Source organism: Paenibacillus oryzisoli, assembly GCF_050467285.1.
Lineage (GTDB): Bacteria > Bacillota > Bacilli > Paenibacillales > NBRC-103111 > Paenibacillus_E > Paenibacillus_E oryzisoli_A.
This window is the reverse complement of record NZ_JBCMUN010000001.1, coordinates 857,267-877,852: the sequence shown is the minus strand read 5'-3', so window position 1 is coordinate 877,852 and position 20,586 is coordinate 857,267. Positions and strand designations below refer to the sequence as shown.

Here is a 20,586-nt window from a genome sequence, read left to right as displayed (position 1 = left end):
TTGAAAGGAGTGTGCCACACCGTGTCCATCTTGAACGCAGTGAAAATTCATAAAAGCTTTGGCAATAAACATAACAAGCAAGAAGTTCTTAAGGGGCTCGACCTCGCCATTGAAAAAGGGGAATTCGTCAGCATCATGGGCCCTTCCGGTTCCGGGAAGACGACGCTGCTGAACGTGCTTTCCTCCATTGACAGCGTGAGCCAGGGCTCCATTCAGATCAATGGCAAAGAAACGACAGGCATGAAAGAAAAGCAGCTTGCCGAGTTTCGGAAGCAGCATTTGGGCTTTATTTTCCAAGACTACAATCTGCTCGACACACTGACGGTGAAAGAAAACATTATGCTGCCGCTGTCCATCACGAACTTGTCTAGGAAAGAAGCCGAGCACAAGTTCCAATCCGTCGCCTCCGAGCTCGGCATTCTGGAGCTTCAGGATAAGTATCCCAACGAAATTTCCGGCGGGCAAAAGCAGCGGACTTCCGCAGCCAGGGCGTTCGTGCACGAACCTGATATTATTTTCGCCGATGAGCCTACGGGGGCGCTCGATTCCAAATCGGCTTCCGACATGCTGAACAAGCTGAGCGTGCTCAATCAAAGCCGGCAGGCCAGCATCGTGATGGTGACGCATGATTCCGTCGCCGCGAGCTACAGCTCACGCGTAGTTTTTATCAAGGACGGCCAGATTTACTCGCAGATTTATAAAGGCCAGGAAACGAGACAAGCGTTCTTTCAAAGCATCATGAAAACGCAAGGTGTGCTAGGTGGTGTGCAGGTTGAGTATTAATCGTCTGATTCTGCAAAATCTGAAAGCCAATCTCAAGCACTATTATTTGTATGTGTTCGCTTTAATGTTCAGCGTCGCGCTGTATTTCGCGTTTGTCACCCTGCAGTACGACCCTGCGCTGGATGCTGCCAAAGGGACGATTAAAGGCGCCGCCGCAATGAAAACCGCTTCGGTCCTGCTGATCGCCATTGTCACGGTGTTCAACTTGTACGCCAATAATATATTCGTCAAAAGACGGAGCAAAGAAATCGGCCTGCTGCAGCTCATCGGCATGACCAAAATGAAAATTTTTCGGATTTTAAGCACTGAAAATTTTATTTTATACTTCGGCTCCTTGATTGTCGGTGCCTTTATCGGGTTCTCGGTATCCAAGCTGATCCTGATGATTTTGTTTCAAATTACAGGTGTAAAAGCGATGGCGACGCTGCATTTTTCTTTGCAAGCGTTCGTTCAGACCATCGTGGTCTTTAGCGCAGTCTATCTCTTCATTCTGTTGGTCAATTATTTGTTTATCAAGCGGCAGAGTATCCTTTCTCTATTCCGGGTCTCTTCGTCCACCGAAGCAAAGGTAAAGCCCATGTCCACTTCGGAAGCGGTCACGGGCGTACTCGGCATCAGCCTTATTCTGCTCGGATATTACGTCTCTTCGCGGCTGTTCTCCGGCAGCATTACGACGGCACCCGCTTTATTATCCAGCATGCTGCTGATCCTGGCTTCCGTTATCATTGGCACCTATCTCTTCTATAAAGGCTCCGTGCGCTTGATTCTGAATGGCATCCGCCGGCGGAAAAAAGGCTTGCTGCGGGTGCACGAAGTGCTTTCCCTGGCTTCAATCATGTTTCGCATGAAAGCCAATGCGCTGCTCCTGACCATCATCACAACCGTCTCGGCGCTTGCCATCGGCCTGCTCTCTCTAAGCTACATCACGTACTACTCCGTTGATAAAACGGCCAAAAACAGTCTGCCCGCACACTTTGTTTTTACCAAACAGCAGGACGCGGATCTTTTGACGAAAGCCTTGGATGATGGCGGGATTCCGCATAAAGACACTCGGATCGAGGTTATTCAGGTGAAAGCGAATCTGGATCAAGTCTTAGATGCCAAAGGCGGCTTGATTTCGGAGCCGGGTCCAAGGCAAATGGCTGTGATCAGCGATGCCTCGACGGGAGTGCCGGATGTGGGCATGGATCAACTCCTGTTCACTGGCGCCAGCGACGAAATGTTAGCCCTCGTTAACTTTCATAAAGGCGGCATCACGCAAATTCTGACACCAACCACATCTGTCCCATTAACCTATATCGGCATCGAAAAACAAGCTTTCGTTTCCTGGCATTTTTCCAGCAGCTCCCTGCCCGTTGCCATTGTGGACGATGCGACGTTCCAACTTCTCAAGCAAAATCTCGATCCCAGCATTCAGCGGAACGCCTCCGTCTATCTCGGGATTGATGTCGCAGACGCGAAAAACTTAGAGAAAGCGAACCAATTGTTCCACAGCTTCTATGATAAAGATCGAAGCGGCTATGGTTCCCGCCTGGATATGGCCGCGGAATCCAGAAACCGCATGGGCTTGCTCATGTTCATCGTCGGCTTCCTGGGGCTGACCTTCCTCATTACGTCCGGCTGCATTCTGTACTTTAAACAGATGGACGAAAGCGAAGACGAGAAATCGACGTATACCGTGCTCCGAAAGCTTGGTTTTACGCAGACCGACCTCTTAAACGGGATCAAAATTAAACAATTATTCAATTTTGGCATTCCTTTGATCATTGGGCTGTTTCACAGCTATTTCGCGGTTCAATCCGGATGGTTCCTGTTCGGAACCGAGCTTTGGACACCGATGCTGGTGGTCATGATTCTCTACACGGCGCTGTACTCCGTGTTCGGTATTTTGTCGGTACGCCATTACCGGAAGGTGATTGCTGACGCTTTGTAGGTTTCATAAAATTGAAGGAGGGGATCCCAATCGGGGATCCCCTCCTTCAATTTATTCGACGGAAATATCGTCAATGGCCACCCAGCCCCCCGCGCTGGCAGGCGCGCTGATCCACACCTTGATGGCATCTCCGGCAGCTGCGTTGATCGTAAAGGTTGCCTTTTTGTACCCGCTCGGCGTTACCGTCACTTGCCCCTTGTTTACGCCGGCGACGTCTGCCCCCAGCTTCACATCGCTTGCGATGTTCGTATTGATGTAGGCGGTTACGGTGTAGGTTTTCGTGGCGGCAGCAGTCACGGTCTGTGCAAGCTTGGTTGCTGCTGTTGTGCTGAACGCCGCCTTGTACGTGCCCGAGTAAGCCCCCGTATTTTGAACCGTAATGCCCGCACTGTTGAGCTCCTTGGCCCAACTGCCCAGGTTCGTCCATTCGAAGCTTGGGTTGCCGATCAGATTCTGACTTTCGTATGCTCCGCGATCAGGACCTGCTCCACGGGGCCGTGTGTTATATACGTAGTCCGTGCTGGGGGCCAAGCTGGATGTTCCGGTATCGATCGCGTTAGAGCCAATCTTCACCCGGAAATCGCCACCGGCCGCGTTCATGAACAACGGGTCACCCCAAATGTCATACGATCCACTGACAACGGGATTGCCATTGCTGTAGATATTATAATTCGTAGTCACATTCGTATTACTGTAATTCGTGTTGATATTTCTCCCCGTTCTGGCCACCATAATATTATTGAGAATATTCACATTGTTGGATGATTGTGCAAATATTTCCCCGTAATTCAACTGGGACGAATTGTTGTAGGCCGTATTGTTGATGATGTCTACATCTGCGCTTTTAAATGAATGAATACCGGAGCCCCCGTTCAAATAAACGAGATTATTGGTCACCAGTGTCTTGCCTGTGTAAGCAGGCGCATTTTGGGTGCTGTCGATAATGATGCCATTGCCATCGGAATAGTCTTGTATTTTCCACCATTTAACCAGTGTTTTATTGTTATACACCCGGTTGTTGCGGATGATATTTCGATAGGTTGACGTATTCGAATCTGCATTCTTTGGTGTAAGGATGGAGATGCCGCTATTCCCATAGAACGTATACCAGGCGTTGTTGTAAACCGTATTACTCTCAAAGGTCAAATAATCAGCACTCGTCGCACCGATTCCACCTCCAGGCACATCATGAACAATATTATTCTTAATGATTACGTGATGAGGATATGAGGTGCTGCCTCCCACGGGTGCGATATAGATGCCATTTGTCTGCGTTTTTCGAACATAGTTCCAGTCGATGGTGCCTGTTGGATTATTTTGAACAAAATGATTATATCGCGCCTCTCCATCGCTTAAAGTCAGATTAGCGTTATCGCCCTCGATCTCTAGCCCCTCAATTTTAATGTAGGAAGCGTTTACAATAATATGATTCCAGGCATCGATCGCCTTGAGCTTGGGGTGATGCCCCGGATATGCCACATAATTGATATATCCCCCCGTCGCACTCCCGGATCGTGTAATTTGAAAAACCGCTTGATCACTCGTCTTGTAATAGGTGCCGTTCATCACATAAACGGTATCGCCTGGATTCGTTAAATTGGCGGCGTATTGAATGTTTTTGAACGGTGTGCTGGGACTGGTTCCGTAACCGCTGGCATCCACTCCGGTATCGATGTCGACATAATAGGTTTGCCCCGCAGCATACACCGGATTGCTAACAACAAACCCGGAACAGAGCGCCAGCAGAAATACGAGTATACCTATGATCTTTGTTGACTTGGTAAAGCCAAATTCTGAACTCATCGATCATTCCTCCTTAGTAAAATTCACATTTTAGCAACGCCTGCAACAACGTTACGACGACAATGTTTTTGAAGACCCCCACCTCCTTAACCAAGTATGTAAGAAAAATGGGGAATAATCCCTCGATTATTCCCCGAATCTCGCAGCTGCATTTTATGAAAAACTATCGATTGTACAAGCGATACATGAGTACCGCCACTTCGGCTCGCGAAGCGGCCGCTTGAGGAGCCAGCATGGCGCCGCTGCCTTGTACAAGCCCTCCCTGCACGAGTGCCGCAACGCTGCTTGCCGCGTAGTCCGACACACTGCCTCTGTCGCTGAATGCCGCGAAGTTGTGGGCTGTGGCTGCTGGAAGTGCCTTGCCTGCCAGCTTCATTGCTCTTGCCGTCAGAACCATCATATCCTGGCGCGTAATCGGTTGCTTCGGCTGGAACTGATTGCCGCCGATTCCGTCGGTGATGCCGAGTGCTTTGGCGATGCCAATCTCGGTGAAGAAGTAGTCCGTGCTTTTCACATCTTCGAAATTGGATTGAACGTCTTTCTCTAGGCCCAGCGTGCGAACCAAGAGAGCGAGGAAATCCGCTCTTGTAATGCGTTCGCCCGGAGCATAGGTGGACTCCGTCGTCCCATTCACGATTCCTTTGGACACAAGTACCTCGATGGCATCTTTGGCCCAAGCGAAATTGCCCAAATCGCTAAAGCTTTTCACTTCGAAGCCAACAGCATACTGGCTGAAATGCGTCGCGGTGAAGGTAATGGTTCCCGTTTCCGCATTGTATTTGCCCGAAGGTATCTTGATGATCTTGCCTGCCCCATCGACATACCAGATCGCGATATGCTCCGGTTTTTTCAATTCTTCCGCTGTTGGCTGATAAGGGATAGCAACCGTCACGGGCGCTTGATTGTTCTTCCATTCGATGCGCTTGCCGTCCGTCATCATGGCCAGGTCAAGCACGGGCTTGCTGCCGATCTTGTCCTTCAACTCCTGCTTCCAGCCGGAGGTATCCGCTTGGGCAATGCGAAGTTCAATCTTGGAAGCACCTGCCAGATCTTTCCCCTTCAGCATATTGTCCGGTACAGTGACAGTTGCCAAAGCCGTTTGAATCACAAGCTTATTCGTTCCTGTGCCCGCTGCGAACAGCTGCGCAGGAAGTCCTTGCACATAAGCTTTGGCGCCTTCTGCCGGTTTCACGTTAACCGTGGATTGCTTGACGCCTGCGTCGTTAGCTTGCGTTTGCGCAAACAGCTTCTGAAGCGTCTCCATCGTAACCTCAGATGTAGCCTCAGTACCTGCCATCGTTGGGGTTACTTTAAGAACAGCTCCTTCGATGACAGGTGTCGTTCCGCTGGATGTCGTTCCCCCGGATGTCGTTCCTCCCGATGTCGTTCCTCCCGGCGTCGTTCCTCCCGGCGTCGTTCCGCCCGGTGTCTCAGTTGCAACGACAACATGAGCAACAGCTTGAATGTCGGTGCCTGTCACCGTACCATGGACTGTAAATTCTCCTGCACTTGCATACCGGCTGGAATCAATAGCTTCCCACACGACAGCCGCGCTCGCAATAGCTCCGCTCGTATATGTTGCCTGTACGACGGATGGCAGCGTCGGTGCATGACCGACGGTCGTATTCACAGTGACCGGTGTCAAACTCGCAATGGTTGGTGCCGCTACGAAAGTGACATTGCCATACCACTGAGTTGAAGCATTGGAATTAATCCTGCGATTGCTCCACATCGTAGCGTTATCCCGAATGCCGTCATAGTTGCTGTCGTCGCTGGCACCGGCATCGAAACCAATGATGGAACCAACTGCACCGGTGATGCTTGTCAAAGGAAGCGCAGCTTCAATAATATAACCGCCATCAACGACGCTGGTCGCTGAAGTAAAGATGTCAGGGGTAACGTTGGTGCCGCCGCTTTTCAAATTCAAATAATTGACGCGATAATGCCGATCATCGGACTGGAAGGAAGTTGTCTTGGCGTCGTTCTCATCTACGAAAAACTCCATGGAATCATGCTCCCATAAGTTGCCGCCGGTGGCGTTCAAATTGTCGTCCTTGACTTCCGCAAGCACATACAGATTATGTTCGCCCCATAACAGACGCACAGTTGCTAAAGGTGCCGGCCTCGTATAATCGCTGAGATACAGAGCCTGGAAGCCCTCGGTTGTGGACCAAACATCTTCGATTTGCCCATCAATGACCGGTGTGCCCTTAGCCGCTGTCGCTGACTTCGAGACATCCGGTGTCGGCTCTATGAATTGTACGCTGTCGTCGGCCAGGAAAGCCGGATTATTGCTTGCCGTTTCGTAAGCGCCGATATCTACTCTTGTATTGGATCCCGCTCCTGCATAAGGACGCGCTTGACCATCGTAATCTATATCTTGCAATAAAGTACGTGTGCCATTATCTATCGCCGGCGAGTCTGCCTGCAGATGGAAATCGTAGACAGCTCCTGTGACAGAGACAAACTTCGGATCGGCAACCCGATCATTTTTTCCGAGGAACCGGGTTAAGCCGCTATATAAATTGTTCGCAAAAAGGTTATTGAAGCCGCTGCTTTGGTTCGCGTATTCCCCGTCTTCATCTCTTGCGACGGAGATATTGTTCAGGAAGATCGCATTATCGCCGGATTGCACATCCATGTTCGGATATTTTAAATAAGGACTTCTGCTGTTATGAAAAACCGTATTGTTGATCACATGAACATTATGACTTCTGTAGATATGAATGCCGCCGCCTCCATTGTTGAAGACGATGTTGTTCATCACCAGTTTCTTGCCTTTATACGTTTCGTCTACATCGAAAATAATGCCGTTGCCATCGGTATACCCTTTGTTTTTTTCCCACTTAACCTTCGTCTCATTGTCGTAAACAAGGTTGTTGCGCACAATCATCTTGTAATCGGTCGTGTTGTTATCGACGTCCACATCGTTTAAAAAGCTGATGCCGCTCGTGCCATAGAAGGTAAACCAAGCGTTGGAGTGAATGTCATTGTTCTCAACAGTAATATAGTCTGCTCCACCAACGTTCACCCCGCCGCCGGACAAATGATGGACATGGCTATTCCGGACAACGATATGGTGACCCTGGACGTTGATTCCGTTCGTATTCGTTTTGGCATAATTGGACCAATCCGATCCGCCAGCCACCTTGCTGTTATAATTCGCTTCTCCGTCAGCCACAGTTAAATTCATGTTGTTGCCTTCGACTTCAAGACCATCGATGATAATGTAGTTGGCGCTGACATCAACCATATCCCAGACGCCTTTAATATTGTTAGGGAGAAGGAGTTTCGGTTTATTATCAGGGTCATAAGCCTTATACGTAATGTAATGCAATTCCCCCGTATGCACATCTTTTGCCCCGGAGCGGTTAATAAGAACGAAATCGCCCACGTCATTCGTCGGTGAATACGTGCCCGGCATGAGATTCACGGTATCTCCCGGATTCGTTACGCTTACCGCTTTCGTAATCGTTTTGAATGGCGTTGCTGTGGACTTACCGTCATTCGTATCGAGACCAGATGGGCTTACATAATAAACGACGGGATTGCCGATGTACGGCTGTTCGTCGAAGATCGATCCCGGGTTCGGATTAACGACTGGCGCTGTCCCCGCTGCACTCGATCCCGACATCTGAATGTCGTCAACGAGTATTTTGGACTCCTGTCGCGCTCCATCCTTCGCTTCCAAATAAAAGCCTTTCAATCCGCCCAAGTAGGCGTTGTTTTCCAAAGGCTCACTGTCTACAAGCTTCACATCATTCACGTACATATCATAGCTTTTGGTATCCACATGGAAAACAAGCTTCACTTTATACACCGTATTCAGGCTCCATGGCGCCCTGGCTGCCAACGCTCCCACAGGTGTATTGGCGGAACGGGCATAGATCTGGTTATCCATCCCGAAAACAAATACGGAGCTTTCCAGTCCAGCTGCACTGATCAATTTAAAAATATAGTTCGCCTTATCATCCTTCAGCATAAAGCTGGATTCCAGCGTATAGGTCTTCATCGGCACTGGCGCAAGCCAGCTGGCGTGGAAAGGGAAGCCGACAATGCCTTGTTTGGCTGCCGGAGATGTGACTTCCGCCCAGCGGGAGCCCGCCTCCTGCACGAGTTTCACCGTGCTGGCCGCCGTGCTTTTGAGGGCGCTGCCCAGAATCAGCGGCGAATTCGTTGCCGCTCCCGTTGCCGTGCCGGCAATGACAGGATCCACATCGGATGTCTCAAAGGTAGTCGTCCGAAACGTTTGATCGCCCAATTCCATAGGGGCCTCGGAGACAATTTCAAATCTGTCGATCACCGGTGTCGCATTTGCACCGATTCGTTCAATCTTCAGCGTATTCACCCCTGCGTTGAAGGTGATCCCCGTTAGTTCCTCATAGGACCAGTTCGCCCATGAACCAGAGGATACCCCTTTGGCGTCCTGCACTCTCGTGCCATTGACCGTTACCGCATAAGGACGGGAGCCGCTTAGCAAGCTGTACCTGACTTTAATCGTATACTGGCCTGTTTGAGGAACAACCACGTTGGTATACAGCAAATAACTCGTTGGACTTGGCTGCAAGCTCACATAACCAGACCCGGAGAAGCCCGGCGCAGTTCCCACATTAGCTGCCACGCTTGCACCCACATGTGCGGCTCCGCCGCCATTCTCCGCTTCAATAATCGTCGCGAAAGACGTCACTTCAAGATCATCGACCAAAGGGCCGTCTGCACTTTCGGAAGTAACTTTAACCGTATTGTTGCCTTGATTCAAAATCACGACGGCCGTAAGCGAGCCCCAGATCGGCAGCGGCCCTTGTCCTGTCGGGCTGCCGGCAAACTTGGCAACCTCCTGGCCGTTGACAATCAGGTTAATCGGTTTCGCATCCGCATCCGTATTGCTGTATTTCACAGTAAGAATATAATTCCCGTAAGTGGCTGCTTGAACGGTCGTCCACGTCACACTGGCGCCATTTGCCTTGCTGCCCAAATCTCGGTAGCCCGTTCCCGAATACACAGCACCGGTGACCGTCTGCACGCTCGCATCGACAGCTGCGGCCGTCTCAGCTTCATATTTGGTTTCTCCTGCGGCATAAGCTTTGACCGCTGGAATGACAGGTGCCATTACAGCCGTGCCCACAAGAGCAAGCATGAGCAACCATAGGTGCACTTTTTTTACAACATTCATCCATTATTCAATCCTTTCTTTGGCTAGTCGTTGAGCAGTGCCTCTTGAATTAGAAGCGCTTACAATCGCATATGGAAAAATCGGACAGTGAGCGGAAACGCCCACCATCCAGCTATGCCGTTGTCCTGATTACTTGCCGCCAAATAATGCCTTATAGCTGGCATCTCTTTCAGCAAGAATCTTCTTCATATTCGGATCCTCTTTCATTTGCGCTACATATTTATCCCATGCCTCGATCGGTTCTTTGCCCATGATGACTTTAATTCTCAGGTCTTGTATCTTCTTCCCGATCTCGCTCTGGAACTTGGTTTCCGTATCCGAGCTTACACCGCTGTTGTTAATGAATACGCCATTCTTCAAACGCTCGTCGATCACTTTCTTATCGCGCTCGAAATATTCTTTCGGATAGTCAGGCGCCGCTTGGGTAAGACGGCTGTAAGGATCGACATTCGTCCAGATATTGCTCAAAGACGCGCCTGCAATTTTCTTGAACTCGTCATTGGTTGCTTTCCGCCCATCCGCTCCTACCGTGAAATGGACGTCCTTGATGCCGAAATTGGCAAGCTCCATCCCTTCCGGCGTTGCGCCGTAATCAAAGAATTGCAGAATCTTCTTCAGCTTCTCCTCAGGCACCTTTTTGGAAATCAAATAGTTGCCGAAGGACCCGATTTCTTTGGTCGCATAGGGTTTACCGGTAGACGGCGAAACCAGCGTAGGCACATGCACAATGTTGGCGTTAGGACTTGTTTTTCGAAGCGTCGCAACCATGTCCCCGATCTTCGAAGCATCCATCGCGGTAGGAATCATCCCGACTTTCCCTTGTTTCATCATATCGATGACCTGGGTACCCTTCATTATTCCGAAGTCAGGAGCCAATACGCCCTCTTTGTAAGCCCGCTGAAGCCATAGAATTGCATCCCGCTCGGCAGGCTCCAGATCTCGATTGATCGTCGGTTTGCCGTCCTGGCTCAAGTAGTAATTGTCAAAGCCTTGGAAGACGTTCTCCACAAAGCTAAGCGAATCCATATAGCCGTCGGCTACAGCTCCGGTAAAACCATACGTATCTTTCTTGCCGTTGCCATCTGGATCTTGTTCGGTGAAAGCTTTAAGCACGGTATATAATTCATCCATCGTTTGCGGCATTTTGAGGCCCAACTTATCCAGCCAATCCTGACGGAGCGCAGGGAAGGCTGCGCCGCCAACCAAAGGACGAGGACGAGGCAAGCCGTAGACTTTACCATTCACTTTTGTATTCTCAAAGCTTTCTTTCGGATACGTTTTTTGGAGATTCGGGTAATCCTTCAAGTATGGCGTCAAGTCCCAGAACGCACCCTCTTTGATAGCCCGGGTTACTTCCGACGCATAAATATACGTGATTAAGAGCACATCCGGGATTTCGCCCGATGCCAGCATGACATTGAATCTGTCCCCGTAGTTATTAGAAGGCAAATACGTAATGTTAAGCTTGGTATTCGTGCGCTTCTCCATCTCTAGCTCAATCGGATTGTCGTTAACAGGCGCTTCTGCGTTGTAGTTAATCGTTGTGATGTTGATTTCTGTAGCCGCTTCTTTCTTCGGTGCGGCTGATGCTGTCTCCGATGCTCCGGATGCTCCGGATGCCCCCTCATTGCCATTGGAACAAGCGGCAAGCGCGCCCGTTAACGCTACGGATGCGGTGAGCAACAGGATAAGAGATTTTTTCTTCATTTTTTTTACTGCCTCCCTTTCGTTTCTCCATTTCAACATTGTCATCTATGTGATCATCCCTTAACAGAACCAAGCATGACACCCTTGGCAAAATGCTTCTGCAGGAATGGATACACCACGAGAATAGGTATCGTTGCAATGACGACAGCCGTCATTTTAATCGTCTCAGGGGGAACAACCTGCTCACCTGCGCCGGCGGCCTCCCCGATCCCTGTGTTGGACTGCACCAGCATGCCTTGAAGCAGTACTTGGAGCGGCCGCTTGTCGGGATCCGAAAGATACAGAATCGCGTTGAAGAACGTATTCCAGTATCCCACGGCAAAGAACAGACCAAATGCAGCCAGTGCCGGCAGTGACAGTGGAAGAATGATACGGAAAAATATTTTCAAATCATTGGCGCCATCGATATAAGCAGATTCCTCAAGGCTATCGGGAATACCGTCGAAGAACGTCTTCAGCAGCAACGCATTCCAACCGCTAAGCAAGCCCGGCAATATGATCGACCACAGCGTGTTCATTAAGTGAAGCTGTTTAACCACCAAATAATTCGGAATAATTCCCGGGTTGAACAAAATGGTAATCATCAGCGCCATCATCAGCACCTTGCGTCCAAATAACCGTTTACGGGAGAGCATGTAACCGAAGGCGGCTGAAACGATCAGACTTAATAGGGTTCCAACAACCGCCAAATAGGTGCTGACTCCTGCTGCTTTAACGAAGGTATTCGTGGACAGGATATACCTGTACGCATCAAGCGACCAAGTTTTAGGATATAGAATGAAGCTGTTCTTCAGAAACTCATCCGGACTTGCGAACGAGATGATGACAACATAATAAAAGGGGAACAATGAAAAAATCCCTATCAAAGCCAATAGAACTATATTCACTCTCGAAAATATTTTCTCGCCCAGCGACTCTCGCATTGCTGACACTCCTTGTATGTCTGATTAGAAAGTTTAATAGAAACCTTCTCCCCCGAACTTCTTCACCATTTTGTTAGCCGAAATGACCATGATGAGACCGATGACAGATTTAAATAACCCAACTGCCGTCGTATAGCTGAACTGCGCCCCCTGCACCCCAACCCGATAAATATACGTGTCGAATACGTCAGATACATTGGATACAGCTGCGTTCTGCATGAGGAACACATGCTCAAAACCGACATCCATGATACTGCCGAGTCTTAGAATCAGCAGGATAATAATGACATTCTGAATGGCAGGAATCGTAATATGCCACATCTGCCGCATTCGGCTTGCCCCATCCATGCGCGCAGCTTCATATAATTGCGGATCGACATTGGCCATCGCTGCCAAGAAGATGACTGTGCCCCAGCCCGCTTCCTTCCAAATACTCTGGCCTGTCAGCAGCCCCCAGAAAAATTCCGGCGTTGTCAGCCACTCCACCCTTGAGAAGCCCATTGCGATTAAAATATGATTGATAAGACCTTCTCCGGTAGCCAGCATTGTAAACGTGAGGCTAGCAATGATGACCCAGGACAGAAAGTGCGGCAGATAGACGATGGATTGAATGATCCGCTTGAATCCTTCGCTGCGCAGTTCATTCATCATCAAGGACAGCAGAATCGGTGCCGGAAAATAAAAAATCAAGCCCAACAAATTAATCGCGATCGTATTCCTCATTAATAGGAAAAAATCCGGATTACTGAAAAATCGTTGGAAATTTTCGAATCCGATCCATTCGCTTTTCATGAAACCAAGAAATGGCGAATACTCCTTGAAGGCAATCAGCGTCCCCCACATGGGGAAGTATTTGAAAATAATTAAGCAAAGCAGGCCGGGCAGGCCGAGTAAATAAAGGTACTTATCCCTTTTGAGGCGACTCCAGACCTTCTTGCTCCGAGGACGCGGTTTCACCAGAAGCTTCGTTGACAACACGTGATCACTTGCCGTATTCAATTCCAAGCATCTCCTTCATCCGATACTGTGTTGCATCTGTCTATGCCTTGACAATACATTTCACTTTCCTTTCCTGCAATAAGTGTTAATTGCTGCGCTTGTTTCCTTGTGGATCGCGTCTTTTTCACCTTGCTTTCTTCCAGGTCAAAAAAATCCTAGCTCAGGAAAGCCTTCGTTCCGACTTGTCCAATTGCAGGAAATGCTCAAGGCGTATATAGTCTTATTGAGATCAGGATATTTTCAACGATATAAGGAAGGTGTGAATATGCTCCAACGTATCGCCGCCAGGTTAAGCAGCAAAGCCAGGAACTATCACATACGCTCCTCCTACTTTCGAAAGAGCCTGGTGATTGTGCTGCTCATCACTTGCTTGCCTACCACCTTCATAGGCATCAGTCTTTACTTCATCGGTGTGAACCGTGTTGAAACAGAAGTGAACAAGACCCATCAGCTTTTGCTGAATCAAGTGACTCAGCAGCTGGATGAAGAACTTTCCCGCATGGAAGTCAGTCTGTCCCAATGGTCCTTCAACCCAATGTTCGGTGACAAGCTTAAAACAATGGATTTCCCAGACAATTATGTATTTACCAGGGAACTTCTGCAAACTTTGTTCGTTATGCAGCAAACCAATCCGCTCATCGATGAGGTTTATCTCTATATCGACAGCAACGCTACCATGATTAGCAGCACCCGCGGCGTGAATGTCATTCCTGAATCGGAACAAGCATTTCATCGTGAATTTGGAAAGCTGGTCGATGGGAATAAAACGATGTTCTGGACGCGATCTCTTCCCTTGCCAGGCAGCCAACCCGATAACCCCTCCGTCCAAACGGACTTCAAGTACAGCTTAGTGCACAAGCTTCCCCGCGACAGCGACGACCGCTATGGCGCAATTATCGTACGGCTGAATACGTCCAAGCTCAGTTCCTACTTCCGTGATTTTGCAGATGAAAGCATTTCCATGCTGCTGGACAATCAAGGTGACCGGTTGCTTACTGGCGATCAAGCGCTTGATAAACATGCACTTGTGACGAACCAACTGCGCACAGATGTGATGGAACACTGGTCAAAACAAGCGCAAGGCACTTTTTTGGCTGCATATCCGAACACCAAATATTCCGTCTCGTACCATACCTTCTCCAGATTGGGCACGGAATGGATCTTCTCGACGGCCTCCGATATTTCCAAAGTTTCGGAACCTGTCGTCGTGATGTCCCGGCTCATCCTCTGGATCAGCGGCATTGGTTATGCAACCGCAATTGTCTTATCCTGGCTGGCTTCTCACAGATTGTATCAGCCGATAAGCCGTCTGACCGGCGCTATTTTTAAAGGGGGAACGAGTCGTGGCTTGAAGGATGGCGATGAACTCAAGCTCATTGAGAAGGAATGGAATAATCTCTCCAGGGAGAGCCGCATACTGCAAACACGGGTAGAGGAACAACTGCCAACCCTGCGGGAAAGCTTCATTTTACAGCTCGTTCAAGGCCGGTTATCTTATATGGTCGAAGAGGAATTAAGAACCAAGATCGCCTACTACGGCTGGGAGACGCAGGATAAACAGTATACGGTACTCGTTGCACAGCTGACCGGGCTCTCCAACACAGATGGTAAATTTAAGGAGGAAGACGAACAGCTCGTCACCTTCGCAGCCGCGAATATTATCGACGAGTTAACACGCTTGCGGTTGTCGCAATCCTATGTCATTAACCTTCAAGACTTATCCGTAGGCATCATGATCGGTCTGCCATCGGACCTATCCAGCTCGGCAGTGAAGAAAGAATTGACGCAGTTGTCTGAGGACATTATTTCTACCTTGAACCATATTCTCAAGCTCCAGGTTACGGTCTGCATGGGGCAAATCTCCACAGAACTTGGCCGTATCCCCCATCTGTTTGAGGAAGCCAGCCATACGCTCCGTTTTAGAAAGCTGATGGAAACGAACCAAGTCATTGATATGGATACCGTGCTTGTTACTGGAGATTATACCTTCCGCTACCCATTTGAGATGGAGAAAGAATTAATTCATGCAATCCGGCTTGGGCAAGAGGAAGAAGCGCTGCTCCGTTCAGCGGATTTCGTGAAAGAGTTGGAGAAAAGCGTTACCGTGGAATTATCTGTGCAACAAGCCATGTCTCAGTTGATCGGCAATCTGAATAACGCCCTGCTCCAAGCGGGCTTCCAAGTCTATTCCTTCCATGAAGGCAGGGATTTGTATGAGGAACTCAGGCAGCTCAGACAGACGGATGAAATCCTAAAATGGCTCACGACGATGATCGTAACACCTTACGTCAGAGAGATGAATCAAACCTATCACTCCCAGATGACGAGAACGGTAGAGAGAGTCATTCACGTCATCGAAGAAAAATATATGACCGATTTGTCCCTGGAGGAGTGCGCCGACCTGCTCGGCGTCAATGCCTCCTCGCTCAGCAAAGCATTTAAGCAAATCAAGGGAATGAATTACGTGGATTATGTCACCCAAGTACGTATTGAGGTTTCCAAGAAACTGCTTTTGGAGACGACCCTGAAAATCAACGAAATTGCGGAGAAAGTTGGCTACCAGCATTCCTGGTATAACCGGGTATTTAAGAAGTTTGAAGGCGTTACGCCTTCGCAGTTCAGGGAAAATCAATTATAACGGGCGGGAGTAGTCCCCTTTGAAATAACGTTAGCCGTGCATCTCCGGATGCAGGCTCTTTTTGTTTTCGCAAGAGACGGCAAGACCATAATGACCACTGCATACAACAACTTTAATTGGGTATATTTTGAATATCGCGTTTAAAGGAGGAAGCCATGTTCGAGGTTATTGGCGTTAGCGGCTGGTTGCTGGCCGGTTGGTTATGGGGCGATTGGCGTCACTGGAGAAAATATGAAAGCACGATCCTCTACATGATCTTATTAGATATCTTATATTATTACATCACATGCGATCACAGGCTCTGGTCGCTAATGCCCCAAGCTCCCTTTAAGACAGAGCTGCTGGCCATACTGGGGGAGTTCACAGTATTCGCGAGCGCGATGCTGATGTTCCTTGGACGCTTCCCCAAGAGCTTGAAAAAAGGCTCCCTCTGGACGCTCTTCTGGATCGTCCTCTTTATTGTCAATGAGTGGGTCCTATACCTGACCGGAACTTTCCGCTACTCCAACGGCTGGACGATCTTCGATTCAACCATCTTCTGCCTGGTGATGTTCCCCATGCTAAAGCTGCATGCCGCGAAACCGCTGCTTGCTTATGGGTTAACCATTCCTTTTACATTTGCTTACATTTACTTTTATCATGTGCCAGTTCAATGAAAAAAGCCGCCGCCCCATCAAGGGACAGCAGCTTATCAACAGCTGAATACATTAAAACACAAAATCATCATCCGTCAGCGCCTCAACGTGAATCGTGCGCACATACCCATTTCCTTTTTTGGAGAAAAAGTCATGCTGCTTCGTCTTCGTGCTGAGCCCGTTCAATACGATCGGATTGATCTCCTCTTCCTCGAACATCGGTTCCACGCCCAGGTTCATGAACGCCTTGTTCGCGTTATAGCGAAGGAACGCCTTCACGTCGTCCGCGAGACCGAGCGGCCCGTACAGGCTGTCCGTATACTGCTCTTCGTTCGCGTGCAGCTCCTTGAGCATTGCGCACAGTGTCGCGTACGCTTCATCCTGCTCCACAGAGCTCAGCTCGGCGTATACTTCTTGCGCCAATACACCAACATACAGCCCGTGAATGCTCTCATCCCGCAAAATCAAATCGATGATTTCGCCGCTGCTCGTCATTTTGCCTTGGCCCGCGAGGTAGAGCGGATAGTAGAAGCCGCTGTAGAACAGGTAGCTCTCCAGCAGCACCGACGCCGCCATCGCGAGGTACAAATCTTTATATGTCGAAATATTTTCGTAGTAATGCGAAATTTTCGTCGCTTTGAATTGCAGGTGCGGGTTGCGCTCCACCCACTGGAACAGCTCGTTGATCTCTTCCGTCGTCGACAGCGTCGTGAAAATCGAGCTGTACGACTTCGCATGAATTTGCTCCATCATGCCCATGAAGCTGAGCACCGCTTTGCGCTGCAAGCCGTCGACGTGCTCCAGAATTTTCGGCATGCCGACGCCGCCTTGCATCGTATCGAGCAGCGTCAAACCGCCCAGCACCTTCATGTACAGTTCGCGTTCCTCTGCGCTCAACGTAATCCAGGACATTTTATCGTCGGAAAGCGGAATTTCTTCGTCCGTCCAGAACTGCATAATGTTTTGATTCCAGAACGTTATCGTAAAATCGTCATCCGGCCGGTTCCAGTTCACCGCTTTTCTGACGATTGGTTTGCTAATGGTAGGTGTAAAAGACATGTTTCGGGTTCCCCTTCCGAATTAGATCGCGCAGCTGACGCATTCCTCGACCGAGAGCTGATTGGTTCGTGTATAGTAGAGCGATTTAAGCCCTTTATGCGCCGCGTACAAGTACATTCTGGCGAGCTGTCTCGTCGTCACATCGCTGTTCACGTGCAGAATCGTGGAAATCCCTTGATCGATATGCGGCTGAATTTCCGCGATTAGATCGAGAATTTTAAACTGATCCATCTGGTAAGCCGATTTATAGTAAAAATAGTTATCACGCGACATGAACGGCATCGGATAGTACGTCGTCGAATTCGCATAGGTACGCGTTTCGATTTGCTCTACGATCGGCATGACGCTGGAAGTCGCATTCTGAATGTACGAAATGCTTTGCGTCGGAGCGATCGCCAGACGGTACGCATGGTACAGACCATTCGCTTTCACTTGCTCGCGCAGCGCCGCCCAGTCTTCTGGTGACGGAACCGGCATGCCATCAAACAAAGCTTTCACTTTGTCCGTCTGAGGACGGTAGTCCGTTTCCACGTAACGCGTGAAGTAGGCACCATTCGCATATTCGGATTGCTCGAAGCCCTCGAACGTTTGGCCGGTCGCCTTTGCAATCTCCATACTTTTCTCAATGGAATAAAAGTTCATCGCAGCGAAGAACGCACGAGCAAAATCTTTCGCCTCTTCGCTTTCGTAGGCGATTTTACTTTTGGACAGATAGCCGTGCAGGTTCATCACGCCCAGACCGACCGAATGCAGCTCCTTGTTCGCTTTCGCGACGCCCGGCGCATTCGAGATCGTCGTCATATCCGTCACGGACGTAAGAGCGATCATGCCTTCGTGGACCGTTTCGCGCAGCTTTTTGCGATCCATCACATTCGCGATGTTCATCGAAGCCAGGTTGCACGAAATATCCTTGCGGATGATGTCCTCCATGCCGTAATCATTAATCTCCGACGTCTCCTGCAGTTGGAAAATTTCCGTGCACAGGTTGGACATCTTAATGGATCCGAGCTCCTTCAGCGCGTGATCCTTGTTCGCATTCGAGCGGTTCATGATGTACGGGTAGCCGGACTCGAGCTGCGTCGTCGCAATTTTCACGAGCATGTCGCGCGCGCTCATCACGACTTTCTTCTTCACCTTCGGATTCGCCAAAAGCTCATCGTACATCTCGTCGAGATCGAGATCGTCCAAATGCTTGCCATACGCTTGCAGCACCGTGTAAGGCGCAAAAATATGAAGCGGCTTGTTCTCCTCCGCCAGCTTATAGAACTTGTTCGGCACGATCAGGCCGATCGACAACGTCTTCAAGCGGGATTTCTCGTCCGCGTTGATTTTTTTGCTGTCCAGGAACTCCATCACGTCCCAGCCGAAAATGTTGTAGTACGCCGCGCCGGAGCCTTTGCGCTGCCCCATTTGATCCGCGTAGGAAAACGCGTCCTCCATCAGCTTGAGCACCGGCATAATGCCTTTCGCCGCGCGCTCCACGCCTTTGATCGACTCGCCGCGTCCGCGAAGCTTGGACAGATTGACGGCAACGCCGCCGCCAATTTTGGAAAGCTGCATGCACGTCGCTAGCACGTAGTTAATGGAGTTGAGCGAATCGTCCATCTCCAGAAGGAAACAGGACACCATCTCGCCGCGACGGCTCTTGCCCGCGTTCAGGAACGTCGGTGTCGCCGGCTGGAGGCGCTGCTCCATCATCGAAAGCGCCAGCGTTCGCGCCGTTTCGGCATTGCCGCGTCCGAGGCTCAGCGCAACGATCGCCACGCGATCCGGAAAATGCTCAAGATAAAGCGATTTATCGTCGCTGCGAAGCGCGTAATCCGTATAAAATTTCGAAACCGCCATGTAGGAAGCGAATTCGAATTGATTGTCGTGGGCCACTTGGAAGACGGAGTTGACTTCCTCTTCCGTGTATTGCTCGTAGACGTTCTCGTAATAGTTGTTCTCGATCATGTAGCGCACTTTCGAGGTTGTATCGGGGAATGTCAAGCTTTTGCTCAGCACTTCCTGCATGTAGACCTGTACAGCTTCCTTGTCCTTCTCCAATTGAAAAAATCCGTCGCTACCGCGCTGCATTAATAGGTTGTTGAGTTCAATGTGCCGCAATTGCTTGTACCCCCTGAACAAATCGTTCTACATCTTTTTTGGTGCCGGATAATTCGAATTTCGTTAGGACAGGCACATCGTACAGCTGTGCGATCGTATCTGCGCTCTTCGCGAAGCCGTCGCCCCAGTTCCGGTTGCCGCTTGCCGCGACGCCAATCAGCCTTTCACCGTTGTTCGCAAGAAATGTAGCCACCTTCTCAGGCACTTGACCAAATCCGGTTGTATAGGTAACGAGTACGAATGGCTCTTCCATTGTCATCGCTTCCTCAATTTGCACGGCAGGCAAAGCGGTCTTCGCAATAAAACGACGAACATTGCCAGTCTTGGAATCATAGGCTATCAGCATAGTAGGATCGAGCTCCTGTCTCTCTTAATTCGCGTTGCATCCGGTTCTAATGTAGAAACCCAATATGTAGTGTTCAACCGTTCAAGATGTTGTCAGATCCCTCGTCCGGAGACTAGCGTTTCGACAAAATCGGATACCGATCGGTATCCCGAATTCGGGCAAAAAAAAGAGGAAAACAGCGATATTATCGGCTTTTCAGCACTTTCTTCGGCTTTAGCTCCGATGTTCGGAATCCGCTCATTTGCACGACATCTAGTTGATAGATTCAAATTTATATCAAGATATAGTGTTTGTCAACGATCTAAAAGTCCCAAATCCCCCCTCAAATCATCGAATCTCAGGCAGGGCGTGGCCTCTCGGCTTTTAAAAATTTATTTTCGAAAAACACTTGATTTTTTCGAAATGTCGAATACATAATCCGGACGTCCTACCACAATATCTAGGGGGGCGGCGTCTATCATTTGGACCTCTTCTAACCCCT

Annotated in this window: 12 protein-coding genes; 4 read left to right on the top strand and 8 right to left on the bottom strand. The window is 49.5% G+C overall.

From position 1 onward, the window contains the following. The first annotated feature begins 21 nt into the window (after positions 1-21). Together ABE504_RS03475 and ABE504_RS03470 are read left to right on the top strand one after the other, a co-directional pair. The gene (locus ABE504_RS03475; protein WP_430084505.1) at positions 22-783 is read left to right on the top strand and encodes an ABC transporter ATP-binding protein; all 762 of its coding nucleotides are present in this window, start codon (positions 22-24) and stop codon (positions 781-783) included. Beyond that, positions 773-2,716 carry an FtsX-like permease family protein gene (locus ABE504_RS03470; protein ID WP_430084502.1) on the top strand — a complete coding sequence of 648 codons (1,944 nt, stop codon included), beginning with the start codon at positions 773-775 and terminating at the stop codon, positions 2,714-2,716. Before ABE504_RS03475 ends, ABE504_RS03470 begins: the two co-directional genes overlap by 11 nt. Positions 2,717-2,767: 51 nt before the next feature. Here the strand turns inward: ABE504_RS03470 and ABE504_RS03465 are convergent, their stop codons facing one another. From ABE504_RS03465 to ABE504_RS03445, 5 genes are all read right to left on the bottom strand, one after another. Further along, a complete protein-coding gene (locus ABE504_RS03465) occupies positions 2,768-4,519 on the bottom strand; it encodes a choice-of-anchor Q domain-containing protein (protein WP_430084499.1) in 1,752 nt (583 codons plus the stop codon). A 163-nt stretch (positions 4,520-4,682) separates the two neighbouring features. Then, positions 4,683-9,692, bottom strand: a complete 5,010-nt coding sequence (locus ABE504_RS03460; RefSeq protein WP_430084496.1) for a sugar-binding protein — start codon at positions 9,690-9,692, stop codon at positions 4,683-4,685. Between the two features lie 129 nt (positions 9,693-9,821). Further along, positions 9,822-11,399, bottom strand: a complete 1,578-nt coding sequence (locus ABE504_RS03455; protein WP_430084493.1) for an extracellular solute-binding protein — start codon at positions 11,397-11,399, stop codon at positions 9,822-9,824. Positions 11,400-11,452: 53 nt separating this feature from the next. Continuing rightward, positions 11,453-12,322 (bottom strand): carbohydrate ABC transporter permease, encoded by an 870-nt coding sequence (locus ABE504_RS03450; protein WP_430084490.1) that lies wholly within the window; start codon positions 12,320-12,322, stop codon positions 11,453-11,455. Positions 12,323-12,355: 33 nt separating this feature from the next. Continuing rightward, positions 12,356-13,321 carry an ABC transporter permease gene (locus ABE504_RS03445; RefSeq protein WP_430084487.1) on the bottom strand — a complete coding sequence of 322 codons (966 nt, stop codon included), beginning with the start codon at positions 13,319-13,321 and terminating at the stop codon, positions 12,356-12,358. A gap of 265 nt (positions 13,322-13,586) precedes the next feature. Here ABE504_RS03445 and ABE504_RS03440 point away from each other — a divergent pair, with 265 nt between their 5' ends. Then, positions 13,587-15,959, top strand: coding sequence for a helix-turn-helix transcriptional regulator (locus ABE504_RS03440; protein WP_430084484.1), 2,373 nt, complete (start codon positions 13,587-13,589; stop codon positions 15,957-15,959). A 155-nt stretch (positions 15,960-16,114) separates the two neighbouring features. Beyond that, positions 16,115-16,615, top strand: a complete 501-nt coding sequence (locus tag ABE504_RS03435; protein WP_430084481.1) for a CBO0543 family protein — start codon at positions 16,115-16,117, stop codon at positions 16,613-16,615. 51 nt (positions 16,616-16,666) lie between these two features. Here the strand turns inward: ABE504_RS03435 and nrdF are convergent, their stop codons facing one another. The 3 genes from nrdF to nrdI are packed head-to-tail and all read right to left on the bottom strand — an operon-like array spanning position 16,667 to position 20,105. Next, positions 16,667-17,653: a class 1b ribonucleoside-diphosphate reductase subunit beta gene (gene nrdF, locus ABE504_RS03430; protein ID WP_430084479.1), complete on the bottom strand. Its 987-nt coding sequence runs from the start codon at positions 17,651-17,653 to the stop codon at positions 16,667-16,669. A gap of 21 nt (positions 17,654-17,674) precedes the next feature. Beyond that, entirely contained in the window at positions 17,675-19,759 is a 2,085-nt protein-coding gene (gene nrdE, locus ABE504_RS03425) for a class 1b ribonucleoside-diphosphate reductase subunit alpha (protein WP_430084476.1), read from the bottom strand. After that, positions 19,746-20,105, bottom strand: coding sequence for a class Ib ribonucleoside-diphosphate reductase assembly flavoprotein NrdI (gene nrdI, locus ABE504_RS03420; protein WP_126143671.1), 360 nt, complete (start codon positions 20,103-20,105; stop codon positions 19,746-19,748). The genes nrdE and nrdI overlap by 14 nt, the downstream gene beginning before the upstream one ends. Positions 20,106-20,586 lie beyond the last annotated feature (481 nt).

What these genes read in the sequence shown, in the direction of transcription:
- ABE504_RS03465 (WP_430084499.1), bottom strand. Translation starts at nt 4,519, where the DNA reads ATGAGTTCAGAATTTGGCTTTACCAAGTCAACAAAGATCATAGGTATA.
- ABE504_RS03460 (WP_430084496.1), bottom strand. Translation starts at nt 9,692, where the DNA reads ATGAATGTTGTAAAAAAAGTGCACCTATGGTTGCTCATGCTTGCTCTT.
- ABE504_RS03455 (WP_430084493.1), bottom strand. Translation starts at nt 11,399, where the DNA reads ATGAAGAAAAAATCTCTTATCCTGTTGCTCACCGCATCCGTAGCGTTA.
- ABE504_RS03450 (WP_430084490.1), bottom strand. Translation starts at nt 12,322, where the DNA reads ATGCGAGAGTCGCTGGGCGAGAAAATATTTTCGAGAGTGAATATAGTT.
- ABE504_RS03440 (WP_430084484.1), top strand. Translation starts at nt 13,587, where the DNA reads ATGCTCCAACGTATCGCCGCCAGGTTAAGCAGCAAAGCCAGGAACTAT.
- ABE504_RS03435 (WP_430084481.1), top strand. Translation starts at nt 16,115, where the DNA reads ATGTTCGAGGTTATTGGCGTTAGCGGCTGGTTGCTGGCCGGTTGGTTA.
- nrdF (WP_430084479.1), bottom strand. Translation starts at nt 17,653, where the DNA reads ATGTCTTTTACACCTACCATTAGCAAACCAATCGTCAGAAAAGCGGTG.
- nrdI (WP_126143671.1), bottom strand. Translation starts at nt 20,105, where the DNA reads ATGCTGATAGCCTATGATTCCAAGACTGGCAATGTTCGTCGTTTTATT.